This window comes from Luteimonas viscosa, from assembly GCF_008244685.1.
In the GTDB taxonomy this organism is placed as follows: Bacteria; Pseudomonadota; Gammaproteobacteria; order Xanthomonadales; family Xanthomonadaceae; genus Luteimonas; species Luteimonas viscosa.
This window is the reverse complement of the sequence record NZ_VTFT01000003.1, coordinates 25,263-49,545: the sequence shown is the minus strand read 5'-3', so window position 1 is coordinate 49,545 and position 24,283 is coordinate 25,263. Positions and strand designations below refer to the sequence as shown.

The following is a 24,283-nucleotide window of genomic DNA, read 5'->3' as shown; positions in this document are numbered from 1 at the left end:
TCCCGAATCCCCAATCCCGTTTCGAGGTGAGTTCGTCAGAACTCGCCTCGGAACCAGGTACTGACCTTCTTCAGCAGACTTCCCGCACGCCCGGTCGGGATCGACGGGCGCCGCGGGTTCTCGATCTGGCTGCCCATCAGCAGCAGGCCCACGCCGGTGGCGTGCACCGGGTTGTTGACCACTTCGCCCAGGCCGGTGACGTGCTGCGGGATGCCCACGCGTACCGGCATCTGCAGCATTTCCTCGGCCAGCTCGACCACGCCTTCCATCTTCGCGGCGCCACCGGTGAGCACCATGCCGGCGCGCACGTGCTGCTCGAAGCCCGAGCGCCGCAGTTCGGCCTGCACCATCTCGAAGATCTCCTCGTAGCGCGCCTGCACCGCCTGCGCCAGCGACTGCCGTGGCAGCCTCCGCGGCGGACGGTCGCCGACGCTCGGCACCTGGATCGACTCCTCGCTGGTGGCCAGCTGCGCCAGCGCGCAGGCGTAGCGCACCTTGATCTGCTCGGCCTCGGGCGTCGGCGTGCGCAGCATGTGCGCGATGTCCTCGGTGACCTTGTCGCCGGCGATCGGCAGCGAGGCGGTGTGGCAGATCGCGCCCTGCACGAAGACCGCCAGGTCGGTGGTGCCGGCGCCCATGTCGACCAGCACCACGCCCAGCTCGCGCTCGTCGCCGGTCAGCACCGCGGTGCTCGAGGCCAGCGACGACAGCACCAGGTCGTCGATCGACAGCCCGCAGCGCTGCACGCACTTGCTGATGTTGGCCGCGGCCGACTGCGCGCAGACCACCAGGTGCGCGTGCACCTCCAGGCGCACGCCGGTCATGCCGACCGGGTTGCGGATGCCTTCCTGCGAATCGTCGAGCACGTACTCGCGCGGGATCGCGTGCAGGATGCGCTGGTCGGCCGGGATCGCCACCGCCTTGGCGGCGTCGAGCACGCGGTCGAGGTCGGCCCAGGTCACCTCGCCGTCGCGGATCGGCACGATGCCGTTGGAGTTGCGGCACTGCACGTGGTTGCCGGAGATCGAGGCGTAGACCGAGCGGATCTCGCAGCCGGCCATGAGCTCGGCCTCCTCGACCGCGCGCTGGATCGACTGCACGGTCGACTCGATGTCGACCACCACGCCGCGCTTGAGCCCGCGCGATTCGTGGCTGCCGATGCCGATCACCTCGATCGGGTTGCCGGGCGAATACTCGCCGACCAGCGCGACCACCTTGGAGGTGCCGATGTCGAGGCCGACGATGAGGGCCTTGTCGCCTTTGCGGTTCATGTGGAGGAGCCGTGATTCGTGATTCGTGATTGGTGATTGGTGACAGCGCGAGCGAGATCGTTTTGCCCGGACGGAGCCCGGCCCGCCCCCGCCGGCACGCTCTGTGCGGCTTCCTGTTCTTCGCCCCAGGTCAGGGCGAACCCATTGGTGTAGCGCAGGTCGGCGCGTTGCAGCGGCTGCGGGTTGCGCGCGAGCAGTTGCGGCAGCACGCGCGCGAAGCGTGCCAGGCGCAGGCGCGGCTCCTGGCTGCCGACGGTGACCTCGACGCCGTTGCCGAGCGTGAGCGACCAGCTTTCGCGACGGTCGAGCGAGAGTTGCGCCACCACGAAGCCGCCGGGGGCGAACACCTCGCGCGATTCGTTGTAGAGCGCCACCACGTCCGGCACGCGCGCATCCGGGCCGTGCAGCCGCGGCAGCCCCGCGGGCACCTCGATGCCCGCGACCGGGAACAGGCGACCCTGCTCCGACAGCAGCCGCTCCTCGCCCCAGCGCGCGAACGGGCGGTGTTCGACGATGCGCACCTCGAGCACGTCGGGCCAGCGCTTGCGCACTTCGGCGTGCTCCACCCAGGGCAGCTTCGCCACCGCCGCCTGCGCCTGGTCCAGCCTGACGGCGAAGAAGCCCGACCCCGCGTGCGGCAGCAATGCCTCGCGCAGGCGCGCGGTGTCGACCCGTTCCAGGCCGTCGGTGACGCGCAGCGTGCGCAACGGCCAGCGCTCGCTGCCGATCCAGCCGTTGACCAGCGCGACCACCGGCAGCACCACCAGCGCCACCGCCAGCGCCCAGGTCGAGACCTGCAGGATGCGGCGGATCATGGTTCGCCTCCTGCGGAGGCGAGGTGATTGGTGATTGGTGATTGGTGATTCGGAAATGCAGGAGCAACTCGCGCGCCGGCGTGGTCGCTCTCTCGAATCACGAATGACGAATCACGAATCACGGCCCTCACAGCGTCTGCTCCAGCACCCGCCAGCACAGTTCGGCGTAGTCGATGCCGAGCTGCGCCGCCGCCTTGGGAACCAGCGAGTGGCTGGTCATGCCCGGGGCGGTGTTGACTTCGATCAGCTGCAGGCCGCGGACACGGTCGCGCATCACGTCGACCCGGCCCCAGCCGCTGCAGCCCACGGCGCGGAACGCGGCAAGCGACAGCGCCCGCACCGCTTCCTCTTCCTCGCCTTCCATGCCCGGGCACAGGTACTGGGTATCGTCGGCGATGTACTTGGCGTGGTAGTCGTACCACTCGCCGGCCGGCACGATGCGGATCGATGGCAGCGCGATCTCGCCGAGGATCGCCACGGTGTACTCCTGGCCCTGGACCATCTGCTCGGCCAGCAGTTCGCCGGCATACCCGGCGGCGAACGCGATCGCCGGCGCCAGATCGCCCTCGGAGAGGATCCGGAACACGCCCACGCTCGAACCTTCGTTCGACGGCTTGACGAACACCGGGTAGCCGAGCTCGCGCACGGCCGCACGCAGGTCGCCACCCGGCGCGATGCGCACGAAGCGCGGCGTCGGCAGGCCCTCCGCGATCCATACCTGCTTGGTGCGGATCTTGTCCATGGTCAGCGCGGATCCGAGCACGCCCGGGCCGGTGTACGGCACGCCGAGCGCCTCGAGCAGGCCCTGCACCACGCCGTCCTCGCCGCCGCCGTGGTTGCCGTGCAGGATGTTGAAGACGCGGTCGATGCTGCCGGCGCGGATGCCGTCGACCAGCGCCGGGATGCCGTCGACCGCATGCGCATCGACGCCGCGCAGGCGCAGCGCGGCGAGCACGCCGTTGCCCGAATCCAGCGACACCTCGCGCTCGGCGCTGGTGCCGCCCATCAGCACGGCGACCCGTCCGAACATGGCCGGATCGCTGACGCGCACCGCGGGCACGACCTGGCTCATCGCGGCGCCTCCGGAAAACCGTCCTGCGCCAGCTGCTGCGCGGCATGGCCGATGTCGCCGGCGCCCATCATCAGCAGCAGGTCGCCGTCCTGCAGCACGTCGGGCAGGACGCCGGCCAGTTCCTGCGCGCCGTTGACCACGACCGGGTCGATGCGGCCGCGGGCGCGGATCGCACGTGCGAGCGCCTTGGCGTCGGCGCCCGCGATCGGCGCTTCGCCTGCCGGGTAGACCTCGGTCAGCACCAGCGCATCGACATCGGAGAGCACCGCGGCGAAGTCGTCGAACTGGTCGCGGGTGCGGGTGTAGCGATGCGGCTGGAACGCGACCACCAGGCGGCGGTCGGGCCAGCCGCCGCGCGCGGCGTCGAACACCGCGGCCAGCTCCTTCGGGTGGTGGCCGTAATCGTCGACCAGCTGCACGTTCGCGCCCTGGGAGGTGCGCAGCTGCGCGAGCAGGTTGAAGCGGCGGCCGATGCCCTCGAACTTCTGCAGCGCACTGGCGATCGCCGCGGGCTCGACCCCCAGCTGCCAGCCGATCGCCGCGGCCGCGAGCGCGTTGAGCACGTTGTGGCGGCCGGGCAGCGCCAGCACCACCGGCGTGCGCGAGGCGTCGGGCAGGCACAGGGTGAACCGCATCGCCGCGCCCTGCTGCGACACGTCCTCGGCGCGCACGTCGGCGCTTTCGGACAGGCCATAGGTCATCGCATGGCGCGGCATGTCCTGCGCCAGCAGCGCGACTTCCGGATCGTCGATGCACAGCACCGCCAGGCCGTAGAACGGCAGCCGGTGCAGGAATTCGGAGAATGCCGCCTGCACGCGCGCGAAATCGCCGCCGTAGTTCTCCAGGTGGTCGGCGTCGATGTTGGTGACCACCGCGATCAGCGGATTCAGGCGCAGGAAGCTGCCGTCGCTCTCGTCGGCCTCCGCCACCAGCCAGTCGCCGCCGCCCAGGCGTGCGTTGGCGCCTGCCGCCAGCAACTGGCCGCCGATCACGAAGGTCGGGTCGAGCCCGCCCTCGCCCAGCACGCTCGCGGTCAGCGAGGTGGTGGTGGTCTTGCCATGGGTGCCGGCCACCGCGATGCCGCGGCGGAAGCGCATCAGTTCGGCCAGCATCTCCGCGCGTGGCACGATCGGGATGCGCTGCGAACGCGCTTCCATCAGTTCCGGGTTGTCGGCGCGGATCGCGCTCGACACCACCACGCAGTCGGTGCCCAGGACGTTCGCGGCGGAATGGCCGCGGTGCACGGTCGCGCCCAGGCGCGCCAGGCGCTGCGTGGTCGCGTTGTCGGCGGTATCCGAACCCGAGACCTGGTAGCCGAGCGTGCACAGCACCTCGGCGATGCCGCTCATGCCGGCGCCGCCGATGCCGACGAAATGCACGCGCGAGAAGGATCGGGCGATGCCCTCCTTGCTCATCTCGCGCGCGGCGAGCAGGCGCCGGATCATGCGTTCCTCCCGAATCCGCCCAGGGTCGGCTCGACACGCGGGCGCAGGCGGCTGGTGCCGCGCGCGCCGGCCACCGCGCCGGGCGGCGGCTGCGTGGTCGGTGGCGGAGGGGACGACGAAGGCATCGGCGCGTCCGGCCCCGGCTTCGCGACCTCGCCCCGCAGGCGCGCGACCTGGCGCTGCGCGCGGTCGAGTTCGAACGACACGCGCAGCAGCAGGCCGATCGCGGCGCACGTCATCATCACGCTCGAACCGCCGGAGGAAATCAGCGGCAGGGTCAGGCCCTTGGTCGGCAGCAGGCCGAGGTTGACGCCGATCGAGACCAGTGCCTGCAGGCCGATCATCAACGCCACCCCGAACGCCACGTAGCCGGCGAAGTGCCGCCGCATCTCGACGCAGCGGTAGCCGATCCACAGCGCACGGCCGACCAGCGCCGCGAACAACGCGATCACGCAGAACACGCCGATGAAGCCGAGTTCCTCGCCGATCACCGAGAAGATGAAGTCGGTGTGCGCCTCGGGCAGGTAGGACAGCTTCTGGATCGACGCGCCCAGGCCCACGCCGGTGAGCTCGCCGCGCCCGATCGCCATCAGTGCGTTGCTGAGCTGGTAGCCGGCCCCGAGCTGGTCTTCCCACGGGTTCCAGAACGAGGTGATGCGACGCAGGCGGTAGGGCTCGATCACCGCGACCGCCACCAGCGCCGGCAACAGGAGCAGGACCGGCACCATCATCCGCTTCAGGTGGCCGCCGCCGAGCACCAGCATGCCGGCGGTCACCGCGAGCAGCATCGTCGCCGAGCCGAAGTCGGGCTGCAGCAGCAGCAGGCCGACCAGCACCACGGCCACACCGATCGGCTTGAGCATCGCGCCCCAGGCGGCGTTGACCTCGTCGCGGAAGCGCACCAGGTAGCTCGCCAGCCAGACCAGATAGAGGATCTTCACCGCCTCCACCACCTGGAACTTGGAGATGCCGAGGTTGATCCAGCGGCTCGCGCCGTTGACCGTGTGCCCGAGGCCGGGAACGAACACCAGCATCAGCAGCAGAAAACAGGCGCCCAGCAGGGCCTGCGGGTACTTCTCGACCAGCTTCAGGTCGGTGCGCATCACCGCCACGGCCAGTGCGATGCCCACGGCCAGGAACACCACGTGCCGGATCAGGAAGTAGAACGGCCCCTGGCCGAGGTCCTCGGCGACCGCGATCGAACTCGAGGCCACCATCACCACGCCGAACGCGGCGATGGTCGCGGCGATCGCCAGCAGCCAGCCGTCGTAGCGCCCGCCGATCGCGTCCAGGCGGGTCGCCTGGCGGCCGGCGGAGTCGAATGCGCGGGCGTCGAAGGTCGTGCCCATCAGCGCACCTTCAACGTGGCGAGGCCGACCAGCACCAGGATCACCGAGATGATCCAGAAGCGCACGATCACGCGCGGCTCGGGCCAGCCCTTGAGTTCGAAGTGGTGGTGGATCGGCGCCATCCGGAACACGCGTTTCCCGGTGAGCTTGAACGAGGCCACCTGGATCATCACCGACAGCGTCTCGATGACGAAGATGCCGCCCATGATCACCAGCACCAGTTCCTGGCGCACGATCACCGCCATCGTGCCGAGTACCGCGCCGAGCGCGAGCGCGCCGATGTCGCCCATGAACACCATCGCCGGATAGGTGTTGAACCACAGGAAGCCCAGGCCCGCGCCGGCGATCGCCGCGCAGATGATGATCAGCTCGCCCGCGCCCGGCACCGGCGGGATCTGCAGGTAGCGCGAGAATTCGGCATGGCCCGAGGCGTAGGCGAACACGGCGATGCCGCCGGCCACCAGCACGGTCGGCATGATCGCCAGGCCGTCGAGGCCGTCGGTGAGGTTGACCGCGTTGGAGAAGCCGACGATCCAGAAGTACGCGATCGCGACGAACGCGATCCCGCCCAGCGGCAGCGCGATCGACTTGAACAGCGGCACGTAGAAGTTGGTCGCCGCCGGCACGTCGGCGTACAGGTACAGGTACAGGCCGGCCGCCAGGCCGAAGATCGACTGCAACAGGTACTTCCAGCGCGACTTCAGCCCGTTCGGGTCGCGGCGCACGATCTTGATCCAGTCGTCGTACCAGCCGATCGCGCCGAAGCACAGCATCACCAGCAACACCACCCACACGTACCTGTTGCGCAGGTCGCCCCACAGCAGCACCGAGGCGGTGACCGTGAACAGGATCAGCGCGCCGCCCATGGTCGGAGTGCCGGCCTTGGAGAAATGCGACTGCGGCCCGTCCTGGCGGATCGGCTGCCCGCCCTTGTACTGGGCGAGCTTGCGGATCACCGCCGGCCCCCACCACAGCGACAGCAACAGCGCGGTGAGCGCGGCGAGGATGCCGCGGAAGGTCAGGTAGCCGAACAGCCCGAACAGGCCCTCGAGCTGCTGCAGCCAGCGTGTCAGTTCAAGCAGCATCCTGTTCCCCCGTTTCATCCGGCAGCAGGGCGTCGACGACGCGGTCCATCGCGCTGCCTCGGGAACCCTTCACCAGCACGCGCACGCCCGAGTGCAGGTCGACCCGCAGCGCGTCGATCAGCGCTTCATGGCTGTCGAAATGTCGGGCGCCCTCGCCGAAGCCCTCTACCGCCGCGGCGCTCAGCGTTCCCACCGCATAGAGCCGCGCGATTCCCGCGCGCCGGGCGCGGCGCCCGGCCTCGGCGTGCAGCGCGACCGCGTCCTCGCCCAGCTCGCGCATGTCGCCGATCACCAGCCAACCCTCGCTGCTGGTGGCGGCCAGGGTGTCGATCGCGGCATTGAGCGAGCCCGGGTTGGCGTTGTAGCTGTCGTCGATCAGCACCGCACCGTTGGCCAGGCGGTGGCGCACCAGCCTGCCCTTCACCGGCTGCGCGGCGGCGAGGGCCGCGACGATGATCCCCAGCGGGATGTCCAGCGCCAGCGCGATCGAACAGGCCGCCAGGGCGTTGGCGATGTTGTGCCGGCCGGGCAGCGGCAGCGAAACCTCCGCCTCGCCGGCCGGGGTGACCAGGGTGAAGCGCGAGGCGTCGTCGTCGAGCCGGATGTCGCGCGCGGACACGTCGGCGCTGGCCTCCAGGCCGAAGCGCAGCAGGCGGCGTCCGTGCGCGCGCTCGGCGAAATAGGGCGCGAACGCATCGTCGGCATTGATCACCGCGACCCCGTCGTGCGGCAGCGCGTCGTAGATGGCGGCCTTGGTGTCGGCGATGCCGAGCAGGCTCTGCATCCGCTCCAGGTGCGCCGGCGCGATGTTGTTCACCAGGGCCACGTCCGGGCGTGCGATCGCCGTCAGGTAGGCGATGTCGTTGTGCTTGCCGGCGCCCATCTCGTAGATCGCGACATCGGCGCCATCCGGGGCGTCGATCACCGCGAGCGGCAGCCCGATCTCGTTGTTGCGGTTGCCCGGGTTGGCGTAGGCGGGCATCGCGCGCGAGGCGATCGCCAGGGTCAGTTGCTTGACGCTGGTCTTGCCGTTGCTGCCGGTGATGCCCACCACCTTGCCGCGGCGCGCGTGCTGGAGCGAGGCGGCGAGCGCCGCCAGCGCGCGCTCGGTGTCGGCCACCAGCACCTGCGGCAGCGACACGTCGCAGATCCGCGAGACCAGCGCCGCGCGCGCTCCCAGCTCCGCCGCCGCCGCGACGTGGTCGTGGCCGTCGAAGTTGGCGCCCTTGAGTGCGATGAACAGCGCCGCGCGGCCGTCACGCGCGTCGAGCGTGCGGGTATCGGTCTCGACCGCGTCGATCAGCATGTCCTCTGGCCCGGCTGCGTACAGGCGGCCGTTGGTCCATTGCGCGATGCGCGACAGCGGCAACGGGTTCATCGCCGTTCCTCCGCGTCGCGCAATGCCTCGCGCGCCACCACGCTGTCGTCGAAGGGATGCTTCACGCCTGCGAGCTCCTGGTAGGTTTCGTGACCCTTGCCGGCGACCAGCACGATGTCGCCGGCCTGCGCGCGGCCGATCGCGCCGAGGATCGCGGCGCGGCGGTCGCGCTGCACCAGCACGCGCCCGGGATGCGCGAAGCCGGCCATGATCCCGGCGACGATCGCGTCGCCGTCTTCGCCACGCGGATTGTCGTCGGTGACCACGACCTCGTCGGCGAGCCGCTCGGCGATCGCCGCCATCTGCGGCCGCTTGCCGGTATCGCGTTCGCCACCGCAGCCGAATACGCACACCAGGCGGCCGCGCAGGTGTCCGCGCAACGACTGCAGCGCCTGTTCCAGCGGATCGGGCTTGTGCGAGTAGTCGATCACCACCAGCGGCCGGTCGCCGCCACCGAGGCGGTTCATGCGCCCGGGGATCGGCTCGAGCCGCCCAAGCGCGGCCGCGATCGCCGCCGCATCGTGGCCGAGCGCGTGCAGCACGCCGGCCACCACCAGCAGGTTGTCGACGTTGAAGCGGCCCAGCAGCGGCGAGGCGACGCGATGGCTGCGGCCGTCCAGGTGCAGATCGAAGGCGATGCCGTCGGCATCGAGCGAAATGTTGCCGGCGCGCACCTTCGCATCGACGGCGCCGCGTGCACTGGCGCCGATGGCCTGCAGCGACGCCGGCAACGCGTCGTACAGCCGCCGGCCCCAGGGGTCGTCGAGGTTCAGCACCGCCGCGCGCAGGCCGGGGGTGGCGAACAGCTTCGCCTTGGCCGCGCCGTAGCTGTCCATGTCGCCGTGGTAGTCGAGGTGGTCGCGGCTGAGGTTGGTGAACACCCCGACGGCGAAATGCACCGCGTCCACGCGGCCCTGGTCGAGCGCATGCGAGCTGACCTCCATCGCCACCGCGTCGGCGCCGGCCTCGCGCAGCCGGGCGAGCAGCGCGTGGGTCTGCAGCACCAGCGGCGTGGTGAAGCCGGTCGCCTGCGCCTGTCCGTACAGGCCCGCGCCGAGGGTGCCGATGGTGCCGCTGCGCACGCCGCACAATTCCAGCGCCTGCGCCAGCAGTTGCACGGTGGAGGTCTTGCCGCTGGTACCGGTGACCCCGATCGTGGTCATCTTCGCCGACGGATGATCGTGGAAAACATCGGCCATCGCACCCATGCGTGCGCGCAGCCCGGGCACCGCGATCGCATCGGCGGGTGGCCGGGGGACGTCGTCGGGCACCGGCGGCTCGAACAGGATCGCGCGCGCGCCGGCACGCCTGGCCTGCTGCGTGAAATGCAGGCCGTGGGTGCCGAATCCGCCGATCGCGACGAAGGCATCGCCCTCGCGCACGTCGCGGCTGTCAAGCACCAGTCCGGAGATCGACAGCGACGCGGGCACGGCGGCCACGTCCGGCAGCAGTTGCGAGAGCGGCATCGCCCGGCTCATTGCGCCGCCTCCGCCAGCGAGCCTGCGCTCGCCGTCGTCCGGGGCGTCGCGGCCGCGTGCGCCTTCGCGCGCTTCGCTTCCTCGACCGCCTGCGCGGCCAGCCAGGTCTCGATATCGTCGGGCGGCACGTCCATCAGCCGCAGCGCGCCTTCCATCACCCGCGCGAACAGCGGAGCGGAGACCCAGCCGCCGCCGTAGGTCGATCCGCCACCGGAAGGATCCGGATCGTTGATCACCACCGTCACCGCGAAGCGCGGCCGTTCGACCGGCACCAGGCCGGCGAAGTAGGCGATGTAGCGGCGCGAGTAGCCGCCACCCGCGGACTTGCGCGCGGTGCCGGTCTTGCCGGCCACGTGGTAGCCCAGGATCGCCGCGCGCGTCGCGGTACCGCCGGGCTCGGTCACGGTCTGCATCATCCGCATGACCTCGGCGGCCACCCGCGGATCGAGCACCTGTTGCGACTCCCCGCTGTGCCCGCCCTTGACGAACGTCGGCGTCACCGCACGACCATGGTTGCCCAAGGTGGCGTAGGCGCGCGCGATCTGCAGCGGCGTGACCGAGATGCCGTAGCCGTAGGACAGCGTCTGCTTGGTGGTGCCGTACCAGCTCTCGGGCGTCGGGAAGATGCCGGCCGCCTCGCCCGGGAAGCCGCTTCCGGTGCTCGCGCCGTATCCGAAGCGACGCAGGAACGCATCGAAGTCCCGGTCCGGCAGCAGCTTGACGATCTTCGACACGCCCACGTTCGAGCTCTTGGTGATGATGCCTGTGGTGTCGAGCACGCCGTAGTTCTTGAAGTCGCTGGTCCTGTACCTGCCGTTCGCGATCCAGCCGGGGTTGGTGTCGAACCTCGTCGCCGGGGTGATCACACCCGCCTCGAGCGCGGCCGCGACCGTGAGCGGCTTCATCGTCGAGCCGGGTTCCAGCAGGTCGGTCACCGCGCGGTTGCGGTAGGCGTCGCGGTTGAGCCCGCTGACCTTGTTGTTGTTGTACGAAGGCAGGTTGGCCATGGCCAGGACCTCGCCGGTGGCGACGTCGAGGATCACCACCGAGCCGCTGCCCGCGCCGGTCTCCAGCAGCGTGCGCTTGAGTTCGCGGTAGGCCAGGAACTGGATGCGGCGGTCGATGCTCAGCACCAGGTCGCGGCCCGGCTCCGCGGGGCGGACCAGGTCGACATGTTCGACGATGCGGCCGTGGCGGTCGCGGATCACCTTCTGTGCGCCGGGGGTGCCGCTGAGCCATTCGTCGAACGCCAGCTCGACGCCTTCCTGCCCGCGATCGTCGACGTTGGTGAAACCGAGCACGTGCGAAACCGCCTCGCCCTGCGGATAGAAGCGGCGGAACTCGCGCTGCGAGAACACGCCGGGGATGCGCAGGGCCAGGATCTTCTGCGCGACTGCCGGGTTGATCCGGCGATGGCGCGGCACGTACATGAACTCCTTTTCCCTGCGCTGCGAGATGTAGCGCGTGAGGTAGTCCACGGGCAGGTCCGTCGCCTCGGCCAGGCGCGCCACCGCGGCCGGGTTGTTCGCCAGTTCCTGCGGGTTGGCCCACAGCGATTCCACCGGCGAGGACACCGCCAGCGGCTCGCCGTTGCGGTCGGTGATCATGCCGCGCGAGGTCGGGATCGGCACTTCGCGCAGGAAGCGCGCGTCGGCCTTGCGCTGGTAGAAGGCGTTGTCGACCAGTTGCAGGTCGACCGCGCGCACCACCAGCGCCACCGCGCACAGCGCGAGCGCGCCGCCGACCAGCATCAACCGCCCGCGCAGGTTGAACTGCGCGCGCGGACGCGGCTTCTTGGCCGAACCGCCTGCGGTCTTGACGAACCTCACGGCCGCACCACCACGATCTCGCCGGCGGCGGGGAATTTCATGCCCAGGCGGTTGCGCGCGACCTGGTCGATGCGGTTGCTCTCGGCCCAGGTCGCCTGCTCGAGCTGCAGCCGGCCGAACTCGATGTTGAGTTCGTCGCGCGCGCGTTCGAGCCGGGTCAGCTGCACGTACAGCTCGCGGTGCTGGTGGCGCGCATGGACGACGCCGATCGCGGAGATGACGTTGGCGACGACCAGCACGGCGACGATCAGGCGCAGGGTCATGGGCGTGGCTCCGCCACGCCCGGGATTGGGAATTGGGGATTCGGGATTTGGGGCGATTTTTCCGCCTTTCCGAATCCCGAATCCCCAATTCCGAATCCCCGCTTCTCAGCCACCCGCAGCACCGCGCTGCGGGCGCGCGGGTTTGCGGCCAGTTCGTCGGCGCGGGCCTTGCCGGCGTCGCCGACCGCGCGCAGCGTGGGCTCGAAGCCGGTGGCTTCGGGCAGGCGGCGGTTGCCCGGTGGCGCCTTGGCGTGCGCGGTGATGAAGCGCTTGACGATGCGGTCCTCGAGCGAATGGAAGCTGATCACCGCCAGCCGCCCGCCCGGACGCAGCGCATCGTGCGCGGCGGCCAGGCCCTGCTCCAGGTCGGCCAGCTCGCGGTTGACGTGGATCCGGATCGCCTGGAACGAACGCGTGGCGGGATGGATGTCGTGGCGGCCTCGAGGCACCACCGAGGCGATCAGCTCGGCCAGCTCGCCGGTGCGGGTCAACGGTGCCGTGGCGCGGCGGGCGACGATCGCACGGGCGATGCGGCGGCTCATGCGTTCGTCGCCGAAGGTCCACAGCACGTCTGCGATCTCGCGCTCGTCGGCGCCGGCCAGCCACTGCGCGGCGCTCTCGCCACCGTCGGGATCCATGCGCATGTCGAGCGGGCCGTCCTTGCCGAAGCTGAAGCCGCGCGCGGCGACGTCGAGTTGCGGCGACGACACGCCGAGGTCGAGCAGCACGCCGTCGAGGCCCTTCGCCACCGCGTCCCAGCCGCCCATGTCGGCGAAGCTGCCGCGCCGGATCGCGACGCGCGCGTCGCCACGGAACTCGCGTTCCGCCACCGCGATCGCTTCGGGATCCTTGTCCATCAGCAGCAGCCGACCTCCTGCGCCCAACCGTTGCAGCACGCCGCGCGCATGACCGCCGCGGCCGAACGTGCCATCCAGATACGTCCCGTCCTCGACCACGCGCAGCCCTTCCATGACCTGCTCGAACATCACCGGAAGGTGCGCGGACCGGACTTCCGCGCCACCCTCCGTCACAGCTGCAGGTCGACCAGGTCGTCGCCCAGATCGGCATCGCCCAGCGTCTGCCTGATCTGCGCGAGATGCGCCTGTTCGCTCCAGAGTTCGAATTTCTCGCCCATGCCCACCAGCACGGCCTTCTTCTCGATGCCAACCGCATTGCGGTGGCTGGCGGGGATGCCGATGCGCCCGTTCGCGTCGGGCTCGACGAAGGTGGCCGCGCCGACCAGCTTCAGCTGCAACTGGCGGTTGACCGAACGCGTGCGCGGCAGCGCGTTGACCTGGTCGCGCACGCGCTCCCAGACCGCCTGGGGATAGAGGTACAGGCTTCCCGACTCGAACGGGTTGTAGGTGACCACCAGCCGGTTGCCGCCCGCGCCCGCGACCAGATCCCGGTAGCTGGTCGGAATCGCCAGCCGGCCCTTGTCGTCGATCGTGATGGCGGTCTCGCCCTGGAACACCACAGCCTGCCCGGAGGTGCCCGTCTTCGGCGGGCTTCAGTATGCGGAAACCACGAAAAACCCGGTTTCCCCACGAAGCGCCACCTTATGACCCGTCCAGAATGATGTCAACAGCTTTCGCGTGCAAATTTCATTAATCGACTCAATGACTTGCGTGATAGTTCACAGACTTGTTCAAGCCTTATCCACAAGCTGCTGATTAGTCTCAAATTTTGAGATTGCGCACTCGGAGGCCTGGTTCCGGGCGCGGCTGACGCCGCCACACCACCGGCATGATGCGCTGCACGCCGGGCGATATTCAACCACTCGGTTGACAGATGTGCGCCGCCTGACCCATATTCAACCGCATGGATGAATTTCCTTCCTCGCTGGACGGGGTGTTCCACGCCCTCGCCGACCCCACCCGCCGGGCCATGCTGGCGGCGCTGGCGGAAGGCGATCGCAGCGTCGGCGCGCTGGCAGCGCCCTTCGAGATCTCCCTCGCGGCTGCCTCCAAGCACATCCGCACCCTGGAGCGGGCCGGCCTGCTCAGGCGTACCGTGCGCGGACGCACGCACCGCTGCTCGCTGCAGGCCGCGCCGCTGGCGCAGGCCGGGGCCTGGCTGCGGCGCTATGAGGAGCTGCGGAACCCGCAGCCCGATGCGCTCGACGCGTTGTCGAAGGACGACGGAGTTCCCCCGTCGAAGGCGCACTCCGGGGAGGAACCGGACGCGGGCATCGCGCAGGCTGGACAGGAAGAAGGTGGCGGAGCCGGCCTGTAAGCCGGGTTCTGTCGTGGACAGTCATTCCTCTAGGCGCCGCGTCACCGCGACGCTCGAGCAACCTACCCGGAGACACCGCGGGCCACGGCATCGTCTCCCTATTTGGTCTTGCTCCCGGTGGGGTTTGCCGTACCGGCCTGTTGCCAGGCTCGCGGTGCGCTCTTACCGCACCATTTCACCCTTGCCACGCCTCCTGCCGCTCCTTGCGGAACTGCCTGAGCGTTCGGCGGTATCTTTCTGTTGCACTTTCCGTCGGCTCGCGCCGCCCAGGGGTTACCTGGCACCGTGCCCTGTGGAGCCCGGACTTTCCTCGGCATCCGCACCCACCGAAATGGGCCGATGACGCGACTGTCCGGCCGACTCCGCCGACGCCATTGTGGCATGCGCGACACGGCACGGATGAATGCCGGGCCGCACCCTGGGCTGGAGACGATGGCGATGGCGACGTGCGCAGCGAAGCGCGTGCGCCTCAACTCCCGTACAGCAGCTTGCGCGGCGCGCCGGTGATCTCCGCGGCCAGTTTCGCCGCCGCGGACGGCGGCAGGTGGGCGACGAGCAGGCCGTAGACGCGCCGGCCCTCCACCAGGCGCGCATCGCCCTCCTCGCCCGCGCCTTCGACGATCACCACGAATTCGCCGCGACGCTGGTCGGCATCGGCGAGCACGCGCGCGTGCAGCGCGGACAGCGGGCCGTCGAGCACGGTTTCGAAGAGCTTGGTCAGTTCGCGCGACAGCACCGCGCGACGCTCCCCACCGAAGGCCGCCGCTGCGTCGGCGAGCATCCCGTCGATGCGATGCGCGGACTCGTAGAAGATCAGCGTGCGCGGTTCGGCCGCGAGCGCCGCCAGCCGCTCGCGCCGCGCCGCCGCCTTCGCCGGCAGGAAGCCCTCGAAGGCGAAGCGGTCGCTCGGCAGGCCGGCGACGCTCAGGGCCGCTACCAGCGCGCTCGGCCCGGGCACCGGGCTCACCCGGATCCCGGCCTCGCGCGCGGCGCGCACAAGCCGGAAGCCCGGGTCGCTGACCAGCGGCGTGCCGGCGTCGCTGACCAGGGCCAGCGATTCGCCCGCCTGCAGCCGCGCGACCAGCCGCTGCGCGATCGCCTCCTCGTTGTGCTCGTGCAGGGCCAGCAGCGGCGTGGCGATGCCGAACTGCGAGAGCAGTTGCCGGGTGTGGCGCGTGTCCTCCGCGCAGATCGCCGCCACCGTGCGCAGCACCTGCTGCGCGCGCGGCGACAGGTCGCCGAGGTTGCCGATCGGGGTCGCGACCACGTGCAGCACGCCCGCGGCAGGGGCTCCGGGTTCAGCGGCTGGCATCGTCTCTCCACGGGTGGGACGGTAGAATCGTTCCATTCTCCACCGTGGGGCGCCCGGATGCGGCAAATGTCGAAATGGATGGTGTGTGCGGCCATGCTGGCCACGCTGGCGGGCTGCGCTTCGGTGCAGGTCGAGAGGCCGACGCCCGGCCCGGATGCCGTCGCGCCGCCGACGCTGAACCCGCACTGGCGCTTCGATCCCGCCCGCGCCCCGGCCGCGCGCGACGGCTACCGCCCGCCGCGCAAGCTGGCGGTGCTGCTGCCGATGACCGGGCAGCTCGCCACCGCGGCCGGGCCGGTGCGCGACGGCCTGCTCGCCGGCTACTACGCCGAACGCCGGGAAAAGCCGGAACTGGCCTTCTACGACACCGCCGGCACGGCCTCGGGCGCGGTCGCCGCGCGCGACCGCGCGATCGCCGAAGGCGCCGACCAGATCCTCGGTCCGCTGGGCCGCGACGAAGTGTCCGCGCTGTTCAATGCGCCGCAGCCGGTGCCGCTGCTCGCGCTCAATCGCGGCAACGCGGCGGCGCCCGACAACGCCGCCGATTTCTCGCTCGCACCCGAGGACGAGGGACGCGCCGCCGCGGCCTACGCGCTCGCGCGCAACGCCCGCCGGGTGCTGGTGCTCAGCAACGGCGACGACCATGCCCTTCGCAGCGTCGATGCGTTCCGCACGCAGCTGGAGGCCGAAGGCGGCGCCATCGTCGGCACGCTTGCGATCGTCGGCGAAACCCCCGGCGACCAGTCGGTCGGGCTGCGCTCGGCGGCGACGCGCGAAGGCGGGGTCGACGCCATCCTGATCGCCCTGCGCGGCAGCGAGGCGCGCCTGGTGGTGCCGCAACTGTTCGCGGCGGGGCTCGGCGACAGGCTGCGTATCGCCACCTCGCAGCTCACTTCCGGTACCGGCAAGGCCGACGAGGACCGGGCGCTGGACGGAATCGCCTTCGCCAGCGAGACCTGGACCAACGCCGGCCTGGCGGGCCTGCCATCGCCGGCGACATTGGCCGCGGACCTGCCGACCGCGCGCGGCCCGGCGGCGCGGTTGTTCGCCTTCGGCCACGACGCCTGGCTGCTCAGCGCCTACCTGCAGCACCTGGCGGAACAGCCCGACGCCGGACTCGATGGCGCCACCGGCCGACTGTCGCTCGATGCTGAGGGCAGGGTCGTACGGGCGCCGGCCTGGGCCACCTTCAGCAACGGCGTGGTCGTGCCGTTGGCGGGCGCCGGAGGCTGAGCATGCGCGCGCGCGGCGCCGGCGTGGAAGCGGCGGCGTGCGCGTACCTGGTCGGCGCCGGCCTGCGCCCGGTGGCCGCCAACGCTACCGCGCGCTTCGGCGAACTCGACCTGGTGATGCGCGACGGCGACACCCTGGTGTTCGTGGAGGTGCGCTACCGCCGCAGTACGCGCTTCGGCGGCGGCGCCGGATCGGTGGACGCCCGCAAGCGCCGCAAACTGGTGCTGGCGGCACGGCAGTTCCTGGCGGCGCACCGCGAACATCGCGACGCGCCGTGCCGGTTCGATGTGGTCGATGCCAGCGGCGATCCCGATGCGCCCTCGTTCGACTGGCTGCGCGATGCCTTCCGCGCCGACGACGGCTGATGCCGCGCCTACAATCGGCGCATGACCCTGCCCGACTACGACCTGATCGACGAAGCCTCGCTGCGCACCGCCGGCGGGCTGAAATGGGCTGCGTTCCCCGACAGCATCGGTGCCTTCGTCGCGGAGATGGATTTCGGCATCGCCGATCCGATCGCCGACGCGCTGCGCGCTGCGATCGCCAAGGGTCGCTGCGGCTATCCGACCCCTGCCCTGTCGCGCGAACTCGCACTGGCCTGCGCGCAGTGGCAGGCCCGGCGCCATGGCTGGCAGGTGGATCCGGCGCGCGTGCACGCGGTCGGCGACGTGCTCGGCGGGCTGGAGATCGTGCTCCAGCACTTCGCGCCGCCGAAGACCCCGGTGGTGCTGCCGACGCCGGCCTACATGCCGTTCCGGCCGCTGCTCGAACTGCACGGGCATCGCGTGATCGAGGTGCCGCACCGCCTGCACGACGGCGCATGGCGCATGGACCTGGAGGCGATCGAGGCCGCCCTGCGCGGCGGCGCCGGGCTGGTGCTGCTGTGCAATCCGCAGAATCCGCTCGGGCGCGTGTTCGGGCAGGACGAGCTGCTCGCCCTGTCCGAGGTGGTCGAACGCCGCGGCGCGCGCGTGTTCTCCGACGAGATCCACGCGCCGCTGGTGTATGCCGGCGAACACCACGTCCCCTATGCCACGGTGTCCGAAGCCGCGGCGCGGCACGGCGTGGTCGCCGTCTCCGCATCGAAGGGCTGGAACCTGGCCGGGCTCAAGTGCGCGCAGCTCGTGTTCGGCAACGACGAGGACCTCGCCCGCTGGCGGCGCATGGCCCTGGTCGCGGGCCATGGCGTGGCGGGCCTGGGCATGATCGCTTCGGTCGCCGCCTGGCGCGACGGCGGGCCGTGGCTCGCGCATGTGCTCGATTACCTGCGGGGCAACCGCGCGCTGGTCGCCGAATGGATGTCGACCCATCTGCCGGGCACCCGCTTCGCTCCGCCGCAGGGCACCTACCTGGCGTGGATCGACTGCCGCGACCTGGCGCTGCAGCCCGACACGACGCCCGGCGCGTTCTTCCGCCGGCATGCGCACGTCGCGCTGACCGACGGCGCCGAATGCGGTGCCGCTGGCCAGGGCTTCGTGCGGCTGAACTTCGCGATGCCGCGTCCCCTGCTGCGCGAGGCACTGTCGCGCATGGCCGACGCGATCGGACGACTGCCGAACCCGTAGCCGCATGCGTAGCCCGGATAGGCGCAGCGCATCCGGGGCGCGTGGGAGCGGACCTTCTACCCGGATGCGCTGCGCTTATCCGGGCTACGTTCGAAGTTCAGAAGTGGCGGTAGCCCGGCATCGCGGGTGTCCAGGCGGTGCCGTCGGGGCATTGGGCGCGCACGCCGGTCGAGGCGTCGATCCGGCCGATGCGGGTGGCCGCGATCTCTCCCGTCGCGGCAAGCGCGTCCACCACGGTCTCGCGCTGCGCGGCTGGCGCGGTGAAGCACAACTCGTAATCGTCGCCGCCCGTCGCCTGCCAGGGCCAGCGCAGGTCGGGCTTGAACCGCGACAGCGCGGGCGAGGCAGGCAAGCGATCCAGCTCGATGCACGCGCCGACGCCGCTGGCGGCGCAGATGTGGCCGAGGTCGGCCAGCAGGCCGTCGGACACGTCGATGCAGGCGCTGGCGACGCCGGCCAGCGCGCGTCCGGCCGCGACGCGGGGCGTCGGCCGGTCGAGGCGCGCGCGCAGCGACCGATCGACGGCGGCGCCGGCCTGCAACGCCGCGAGCGCGGCGGCCGCATCGCCGGGCGTGCCGGTGACCCAGACGTCGTCGCCCACGCCGGCGCCGGCGCGACGCAGCGCGCGGCCCGGCTCGACCAGGCCGTGCATGGTCACGCAGACCGACAGCGGTCCGCGCGTGGTGTCGCCGCCCACCAGCGAAACGTCGTGGCGTGCCGCCAGCTCCAGGAAACCGTCGAGGAAGCCGTCGACGAAGGCGGCGCCCGCCTCGGGCAGGGACAGCGACAACGTGCACCACGCGGGCTGCGCGCCCATCGCCGCGAGATCGGACAGGTTCACCGCCAGCGCCTTCCAGCCGATGTCGGCCGGCGCGGTAGCGACCGGGAAATGCACGCCCGCGTTGAGGGTGTCCATCGCGACCACGAGCTGCATGCCGGGCGGCACCTGCAGCAGCGCCGCATCGTCGCCGATGCCCAGCACCACGTCGGCGCGGCCGGGCGCGCGGTCGCGGATGCGGGCGATCAGGTCGAATTCCATGGCGCGACCTCCATGCGGGCTCCGGGAGAAATGCCCTGCATCGAACCCGGCGGGCGGGCGGACGGCATCGCCCGGACGTCTTGCTACGGACGCGAGGCCTGGACTTCCGCGGCGCGCCACTGCGCCGCGGCCTGGTCGAGCACGCCGTTGACATAGGTATGCCCGTGTTCGGAGCCGAAGCGCTTGACCGCCTTGAGCGCCTCGTCGATGACCACGCGGTACGGAACGTCCGGGCGGTGCTGCAGCTCGTAGGCGGCGATGCGCAGCATCGCGCGCTCGATCGGGTCGACCTCCTCCACCGTGCGGTCGAGGAACGGCTGCAACGCCGCGTCCAGCGCCTTGGCGTGGCTGCCGACGCCACGCACCAGGTCCTCGAAGTACTCGAGGTCGGCGACTTCGTTCGCCTGCTCGTGCGCGAACTGGGCGATCGCGTTCTTCGCGTCCACGCCCGAGAGCTGCATCGCGTACACCGCCTGCAGCGCACGCCGGCGCGAACGGGTGCGCGCCACCGGGTCGATCCCGTCGCGGCGCGGGCCGCGGCTCATCGCAGCGTCTCCAGCAGGTGCGCCATCTCGATCGCCACCAGCGCGCATTCCTCGCCCTTGTTGCCGTGGCTGCCGCCGGCGCGGCGCTCGGCGTCCTCGTGCACGTCGACCGCGAGCACGCCGTTGGCCACGGGCACGCCGTGCTCGAGCGAGACGCGCATCAGGCCCTCGCTGCAGCCGTCCGCCACCTGCTCGAAGTGGCGGGTGTCGCCGCGCACCACGCAGCCCAGCGCGACGATCGCGGCGTGCGCGCCACCGCGTGCGATGCGCGCGGCGGCCAGCGGGATTTCCCAGGCACCCGGTACCCGCACCACGTCGACCGCGGCCTCGGCCACGCCATGGTCGGCGAAGGCCTTGCGCGCGCCGGCCACCAGCGAATCGGTGATGCGCGGGTTCCAGCGGCTGGCGATGATCGCGAAGCGCGCGCCCTCGGGGGCACGCAGGTCGCCTTCGTAGTGGCTCATGGGCAGTCGGCGGGAAAGGGGGCTGTGGATTCTACCGCGCCGCGCGCATGCGCCAGGGTCGGCGGGCGCCGCGCGAGGGCGGAACACGGACCGGAGCGTGACGCGGTGTCCGTCTGCACGCAGTGCGGATCCGGCAGGCCAGGGAGGCGACGCCACCTACGGCGCCACGTACTCCACGATTTCCAGGCCGAACCCCGCCAGGCCCACCTGCCGTCGCGGCGTGCCCAGAACCCGCAGCCGGCCGAAGCCCAGGTCGTGCAGGATCTGGGCGCCGGCGCCGTTGCGGCGCCACTCGCCGGCCGCGCCGCTTTTCGAGGCCTTCGGCGGGGCGGCCTGCGGCTCGCGGATACGCGCCAGCAGTGCCGCGGGATCGTGCGGTTCGTCGAGCAGCACCAGCGCGCCGGCCTCCTCCGTGGCCAGCATCGCAAGCACGTCGCCGGTGGCGGGGCCGAAGTCCGCGCGCCGCCAGTGCAGCGCGTCGGCCAGCGGATTCATCGGCTGCACCCGGACCAGGGCGGCGCTCCCGGCGTCGGGCGTACCCCGTACCAGCGCGAAATGCAGCGCGTCGCCCAGCCGGTCGCGGTAGGTCACGAGCCGGAACGCGCCGTGGGGCGTGTCGATCTCGCGCTCGTCGAGGCGCTCGACCGTGTGCTCGGTTTCCAGCCGGTGCCGGATCAGGTCCTCGATCGAGCCGATCTTCAGGCCATGCTCGCGCGCGAACACCTCCAGATGCGGGCGGCGCGCCATGCTGCCGTCGGGATTCAGGATTTCCACCAGCACGCCGGCGGCTTCGAAGCCCGCGAGCCGCGCCAGGTCGGCCGCGGCCTCGGTGTGGCCGCTGCGCGCGAGCACGCCGCCGGGCTCCACCATCAGCGGGAAGATGTGCCCTGGCTGCGACAGGTCGGTCGGTACCGCGTCCGCGCGCACGGCGGTGCGGATGGTGTGGGCGCGATCGTGCGCGGAGATGCCGGTGGTCACGCCCTCGGCGGCCTCGATGCTGACGGTGAAGTTGGTACGGTGGCGCGAGGTGTTCGACTGCACCATCGGCGGCAGGCCGAGCTGCGCGCAGCGTTCGCGGGTCAGCGACAGGCACACCAGGCCGCGCGCGTGGGTGACCATGAAATTGATGTCGGACGGGCGCACGCACTCCGCGGCCATGATCAGGTCGCCCTCGTTCTCGCGGTCCTCGTCGTCGACGATCACCACCATGCGGCCGTCGCGGATCTCCTGCAGCAGTTCGGCGACCGGCGCGAAGTTCATGCCGCGTCTCCCGCACGGGCGTCGAGCAGGCGTTCGACGTAGCGCGCCACCAGGTCGACCTCCAGGTTCACCGGATCGCCGACACCGGTTCGGCCGAACGCGGTATGCGCCAGCGTGTGCGGAATCAGCGCCACCTCGAACCCGTCCGCGTCCACCGCGTTGACCGTGAGGCTGACGCCGTCGACGCAGATCGATCCCTTCTGCGCGACGTATTTCATCAGCGCGGGCGGGGCTTCGAAGCGCCAGCGCTGCGCGCGCGCGTCGTCCTCGATCGCCGCGACCGCGCCGACCCCGTCGACGTGTCCGCTGACCAGATGCCCGCCGAGCCGGCCGTCGGGACGCATCGCGCGTTCGAGGTTCACGACCTGACCCTGCGCGAGCCGACCCAGGGTGGTCAGCGCCAGCGTTTCGTTCGAGGCGTCCACCGCGAAATGCGTCGTGTCGAAGCTCACCACGGTCAGACAAACGCCATTGACCGCGATGCTCTCGCCCACCGCCGCCCCCTCGAATGGCAGCGAGCCGACCGCGATCCGCAGCCGCGCGTCCCCACCGCGCGTCTCTCGCGTAGCGAGCTGGCCCAGGCCTTCGATCAATCCGGTGAACATGGCTTGCGCTTCCCATGGCGGGAAACGCCCGCAGGGCGCGAGCGAACGCACGGCGCAGGCCGTGCGACGCGTCTTCTTTCATCCGGACTGTGACCGTCGGCTCCGGCATTCGACCGGATCTGCTGACCCTGCGCGGCGGTGTGCCGTGCAGGCGCTCGCGGGCTCGCGGGCAGGTCCCGGAGGACCGTATCCGCCTACCGCCGGTGGGGAATCGCACCCCGCCCCGAAGACGTTTCTGGTGGTGGTGGCCGCTGGCGGCCGGTGCGCCATTCTAGCGCAGCGCGTCCCCGGCTCCGCGGGCGCCGGCGGACGCTGCGTTGCGGAAATCGCGCAGCACCGCATCGATGACCCGGGTGGTCCGCGCCGCCGACTCGCCCGTGGACGGGCACCTGCCCTCGCCGCGCAGCTGTGCCACCAGGGTTTCGACCAGTGGCAACTGGATGTGGCGTGGATTCGGGATCTCGAAGCGCTGTTCGCGGCCGTCGGCCTCGAGCACGATCGGCACCTCGTCGAAGGTGGCGAACGCAAGCCGCCCGCGCTCGCCGGTGATCTCCACCACGTCGCGGCGCGCATCGCTGCAGAAGCACCAGTCGCCCTCGCCGCGCACGCCGTTGGCGAATTCGAACGACATCGCCACCGTGTCCTCGGCCGGGTACGCACCCGAGACCGAGCGCGCCTGTCCCCCCACCTCGACCATCGGGCCGAACAGGAAGTCGAGCAGGTCGAGCGTGTGGCTGCCGAGGTCGACGAACAGGCCGCCGCCGGCGATCTCCGGACGCACGCGCCACGGCAGCGACGCGCCATCGGCGTAACGGGTGTCGAGCGTGCGGTGAAGGGCAATGCGCACATGCCGGGGCGTGCCGATGGCGCCGGCCTGCAACAGCTCGCGCACCTTCAGGAACCGCGGCAGGGCGCGCCTGTAGTAGGCGACGAACAGCGGCATGCCGGTGGCGCGGCTGGCCTCGAGCATCGCCTCGCACTCGGTCGCATCGAGCGCCATCGGTTTCTCGACGTAGGCCGGCTTGCCGGCGCGCATCGCCTGGATCGCGTAGCGCGCGTGGGTCGATGGGGGCGTCGCGACATACACCGCGTCGACCTGCGGATCCGCGATCAGCGCATCCGCATCGTCGTACCAGCGCGGCACCCCGTGGCGCCGCGCGTAATCCTCCGCTTTCGCGGCATCGCGGCGCATCACCGCCACCAGCGCCGAGCCGGTCGCCTGCTGCAGCGCCGGCCCGCTCTTGACCTCGGTCACGTCGCCGCAACCGACGATGCCCCAGCGCAGGCTCACGGCTTCCTCCGCGCATGCACGAACATCGGCCACTGCACGGTGCGGGTGGTGTCGGGATCGCCCCAGGCCCGCGCGATCGCATCCGCGTGTGTGGCGACCGGGTCGACCCCGGTCGTCTCGCGGTAGCGCCGGCTCGCCGAGTAGCTGGAGAAGTACCCCAGCAGGCGAGACAGCGACCATTCCGCGCTCAGGGTCCAGGACGGCGTGTCGATCGCGGGGAAAGGCCATGCATATCCGGCGTACGCTGCGTCGACCTGCGCTCGCTCGGGCGGCCAGTGCGGCCGGATCCTGGCCGAGAATGCGTCCACCGCCTCGCGCAGCGTGTCCGGCACCACGATGTCCTGGTAGCCCCAGGCGACCAGCACGCCGCCCGGGCGCAGCACTCGCGCGCATTCGGCAAAGAACGCATCGCGATCGAACCAGTGCAGCGCCTGCGCCACGCAGGCCGCATCCGCGCTGGCATCGGCGAGGCTGCAACGCTCGGCAGGTTCGACCGCGAACGCGACGTTGACCGGGCCCTGCGCGCGACCGATCTGTTCGGCGCTCGGGTCGGTGGCATGCACGGCCGCGAACCGCTGTGCCAGCCCGCGCGTGGCCTGTCCGCTGCCGCAACCGGCTTCCCACGCCAGGCCGCGCGCAGGAGCGACTGAGGCGATCCACTCGAACAGCGCGGCCGGGTACTCCGGCCGCGCGCCGGCGTACGCATCCGCGACCGCGGAAAAGTGATCCTTGAACGTCGCCGCCATGGC

The 24,283-nt window shown here is 71.1% G+C and carries 23 protein-coding genes, 1 other RNA gene, 1 pseudogene and 1 riboswitch; of the genes and pseudogenes, 4 read left to right on the top strand and 21 right to left on the bottom strand.

Annotated elements, in window-relative coordinates:
- Positions 1-35 precede the first annotated feature (35 nt).
- The 12 genes from ftsA to mraZ form a co-directional block, all read right to left on the bottom strand.
- Entirely contained in the window at positions 36-1,271 is a 1,236-nt protein-coding gene (gene ftsA, locus FZO89_RS17325) for a cell division protein FtsA (protein WP_149104715.1), read from the bottom strand.
- Positions 1,268-2,083, bottom strand: coding sequence for a cell division protein FtsQ/DivIB (locus FZO89_RS17320; RefSeq protein WP_149104890.1), 816 nt, complete (start codon positions 2,081-2,083; stop codon positions 1,268-1,270). Before FZO89_RS17320 ends, ftsA begins: the two co-directional genes overlap by 4 nt.
- Before the next feature lie 130 nt (positions 2,084-2,213).
- A complete protein-coding gene (locus FZO89_RS17315; protein WP_149104714.1) occupies positions 2,214-3,158 on the bottom strand; it encodes a D-alanine--D-alanine ligase in 945 nt (314 codons plus the stop codon).
- Entirely contained in the window at positions 3,155-4,603 is a 1,449-nt protein-coding gene (murC, locus tag FZO89_RS17310) for a UDP-N-acetylmuramate--L-alanine ligase (RefSeq protein ID WP_149104713.1), read from the bottom strand. The genes FZO89_RS17315 and murC overlap by 4 nt, the downstream gene beginning before the upstream one ends.
- Positions 4,600-5,952: a putative lipid II flippase FtsW gene (ftsW, locus tag FZO89_RS17305; protein WP_149104712.1), complete on the bottom strand. Its 1,353-nt coding sequence runs from the start codon at positions 5,950-5,952 to the stop codon at positions 4,600-4,602. The genes murC and ftsW overlap by 4 nt, the downstream gene beginning before the upstream one ends.
- Positions 5,952-7,037, bottom strand: coding sequence for a phospho-N-acetylmuramoyl-pentapeptide-transferase (gene mraY / locus FZO89_RS17300; protein ID WP_149104711.1), 1,086 nt, complete (start codon positions 7,035-7,037; stop codon positions 5,952-5,954). Before mraY ends, ftsW begins: the two co-directional genes overlap by 1 nt.
- Positions 7,027-8,415 (bottom strand): UDP-N-acetylmuramoyl-tripeptide--D-alanyl-D-alanine ligase, encoded by a 1,389-nt coding sequence (locus FZO89_RS17295; RefSeq protein ID WP_149104710.1) that lies wholly within the window; start codon positions 8,413-8,415, stop codon positions 7,027-7,029. Before FZO89_RS17295 ends, mraY begins: the two co-directional genes overlap by 11 nt.
- The gene (locus FZO89_RS17290; protein ID WP_149104709.1) at positions 8,412-9,893 is read right to left on the bottom strand and encodes a UDP-N-acetylmuramoyl-L-alanyl-D-glutamate--2,6-diaminopimelate ligase; all 1,482 of its coding nucleotides are present in this window, start codon (positions 9,891-9,893) and stop codon (positions 8,412-8,414) included. Before FZO89_RS17290 ends, FZO89_RS17295 begins: the two co-directional genes overlap by 4 nt.
- The gene (locus tag FZO89_RS17285; protein WP_149104889.1) at positions 9,890-11,644 is read right to left on the bottom strand and encodes a peptidoglycan D,D-transpeptidase FtsI family protein; all 1,755 of its coding nucleotides are present in this window, start codon (positions 11,642-11,644) and stop codon (positions 9,890-9,892) included. Before FZO89_RS17285 ends, FZO89_RS17290 begins: the two co-directional genes overlap by 4 nt.
- 74 nt (positions 11,645-11,718) lie before the next feature.
- Positions 11,719-11,985: a cell division protein FtsL gene (ftsL, locus tag FZO89_RS17280; protein WP_149104708.1), complete on the bottom strand. Its 267-nt coding sequence runs from the start codon at positions 11,983-11,985 to the stop codon at positions 11,719-11,721.
- Positions 11,982-13,016, bottom strand: a complete 1,035-nt coding sequence (rsmH, locus tag FZO89_RS17275) for a 16S rRNA (cytosine(1402)-N(4))-methyltransferase RsmH (protein WP_262378773.1) — start codon at positions 13,014-13,016, stop codon at positions 11,982-11,984. Before rsmH ends, ftsL begins: the two co-directional genes overlap by 4 nt.
- Complete coding sequence (mraZ, locus tag FZO89_RS17270) at positions 13,013-13,459, bottom strand: division/cell wall cluster transcriptional repressor MraZ (RefSeq protein ID WP_149104706.1); 447 nt, start codon at positions 13,457-13,459, stop codon at positions 13,013-13,015. The genes rsmH and mraZ overlap by 4 nt, the downstream gene beginning before the upstream one ends.
- A 347-nt stretch (positions 13,460-13,806) precedes the next feature.
- Between mraZ and FZO89_RS17265 the strand changes: the two are divergent.
- Positions 13,807-14,037, top strand: a pseudogene (locus tag FZO89_RS17265) (ArsR/SmtB family transcription factor); the annotation flags it as partial.
- Positions 14,038-14,201: 164 nt separating this feature from the next.
- On the opposite strand, the gene rnpB reads toward FZO89_RS17265, so the two are convergent.
- Together rnpB and rsmI are read right to left on the bottom strand one after the other, a co-directional pair.
- An RNA gene (gene rnpB, locus FZO89_RS17260) (RNase P RNA component class A) lies at positions 14,202-14,584 on the bottom strand.
- Positions 14,585-14,689: 105 nt separating this feature from the next.
- Positions 14,690-15,532 (bottom strand): 16S rRNA (cytidine(1402)-2'-O)-methyltransferase, encoded by an 843-nt coding sequence (rsmI, locus tag FZO89_RS17255; protein ID WP_149104705.1) that lies wholly within the window; start codon positions 15,530-15,532, stop codon positions 14,690-14,692.
- Between the two features lie 66 nt (positions 15,533-15,598).
- On the opposite strand from rsmI, the gene FZO89_RS17250 reads away from it, so the two are divergent.
- From FZO89_RS17250 to FZO89_RS17240, 3 genes are read left to right on the top strand one after another with little or no spacing between them, the layout of a single operon-like run.
- A complete protein-coding gene (locus FZO89_RS17250; RefSeq protein ID WP_262378772.1) occupies positions 15,599-16,765 on the top strand; it encodes a penicillin-binding protein activator in 1,167 nt (388 codons plus the stop codon).
- A 2-nt stretch (positions 16,766-16,767) separates the two neighbouring features.
- Positions 16,768-17,130, top strand: coding sequence for a YraN family protein (locus tag FZO89_RS17245; protein ID WP_149104703.1), 363 nt, complete (start codon positions 16,768-16,770; stop codon positions 17,128-17,130).
- Between the two features lie 21 nt (positions 17,131-17,151).
- A complete protein-coding gene (locus FZO89_RS17240) occupies positions 17,152-18,330 on the top strand; it encodes a MalY/PatB family protein (RefSeq protein ID WP_149104702.1) in 1,179 nt (392 codons plus the stop codon).
- A gap of 97 nt (positions 18,331-18,427) precedes the next feature.
- Here FZO89_RS17240 and thiL read toward each other — a convergent pair whose 3' ends face one another.
- From thiL to FZO89_RS18925, 7 genes are all read right to left on the bottom strand, one after another.
- The gene (gene thiL / locus FZO89_RS17235; protein WP_149104701.1) at positions 18,428-19,369 is read right to left on the bottom strand and encodes a thiamine-phosphate kinase; all 942 of its coding nucleotides are present in this window, start codon (positions 19,367-19,369) and stop codon (positions 18,428-18,430) included.
- Between the two features lie 83 nt (positions 19,370-19,452).
- Entirely contained in the window at positions 19,453-19,914 is a 462-nt protein-coding gene (gene nusB, locus FZO89_RS17230) for a transcription antitermination factor NusB (protein WP_149104700.1), read from the bottom strand.
- Positions 19,911-20,378 carry a 6,7-dimethyl-8-ribityllumazine synthase gene (gene ribH / locus FZO89_RS17225; protein WP_149104699.1) on the bottom strand — a complete coding sequence of 156 codons (468 nt, stop codon included), beginning with the start codon at positions 20,376-20,378 and terminating at the stop codon, positions 19,911-19,913. Before ribH ends, nusB begins: the two co-directional genes overlap by 4 nt.
- 156 nt (positions 20,379-20,534) lie before the next feature.
- Complete coding sequence (gene ribB / locus FZO89_RS17220) at positions 20,535-21,638, bottom strand: 3,4-dihydroxy-2-butanone-4-phosphate synthase (protein ID WP_149104698.1); 1,104 nt, start codon at positions 21,636-21,638, stop codon at positions 20,535-20,537.
- Positions 21,635-22,243: a riboflavin synthase gene (locus FZO89_RS17215; protein WP_149104697.1), complete on the bottom strand. Its 609-nt coding sequence runs from the start codon at positions 22,241-22,243 to the stop codon at positions 21,635-21,637. The genes ribB and FZO89_RS17215 overlap by 4 nt, the downstream gene beginning before the upstream one ends.
- Before the next feature lie 66 nt (positions 22,244-22,309).
- Positions 22,310-22,478: riboswitch (FMN riboswitch) on the bottom strand.
- A gap of 36 nt (positions 22,479-22,514) precedes the next feature.
- The gene (locus FZO89_RS17210; RefSeq protein ID WP_262378771.1) at positions 22,515-23,534 is read right to left on the bottom strand and encodes a Gfo/Idh/MocA family protein; all 1,020 of its coding nucleotides are present in this window, start codon (positions 23,532-23,534) and stop codon (positions 22,515-22,517) included.
- Positions 23,531-24,280, bottom strand: a complete 750-nt coding sequence (locus tag FZO89_RS18925; RefSeq protein WP_149104695.1) for a class I SAM-dependent methyltransferase — start codon at positions 24,278-24,280, stop codon at positions 23,531-23,533. Before FZO89_RS18925 ends, FZO89_RS17210 begins: the two co-directional genes overlap by 4 nt.
- Positions 24,281-24,283 lie beyond the last annotated feature (3 nt).